Below are 239 nucleotides of genomic sequence, written 5' to 3'. Positions count from 1 at the left end.
CCGGTGATGGGGCAGGCCCGGCCGGGAGCGGAGATCGTCGGCGCGGCCGGCGGCACCGATGCGTCGGCAGCCGCTGCGCAATCGGGCAACCAGGGGCCGGGCGGCGCCGGCATGCGCCAGCAGAATGCGGCCGAGGGCGTGCCCGGCACCCCGGGTGGCTCGTTCGGTGGCGGCGGCAGCCCGGCAGCTGGCGCCTCGGCCGCCGGCGGCAATGCGATGGGAGAAGCCGCATCGGCGGA

The 239-nt window shown here is 78.7% G+C and carries 1 protein-coding gene; it reads left to right on the top strand.

The features are described from left to right. A partial coding sequence (locus tag ACNKXS_RS15295) for a hypothetical protein (protein WP_417921633.1) occupies nucleotides 1-239 on the top strand: 239 nt, incomplete at both ends.

Origin of the sequence: Christiangramia marina (genome assembly GCF_048285865.1) — a bacterium.
GTDB classification, from domain to species: domain Bacteria; phylum Bacteroidota; class Bacteroidia; order Flavobacteriales; family Flavobacteriaceae; genus Christiangramia; species Christiangramia marina.
The sequence above is the reverse complement of the archived record's forward strand: the minus strand, read 5'-3'. Positions and strand labels throughout refer to the sequence as shown.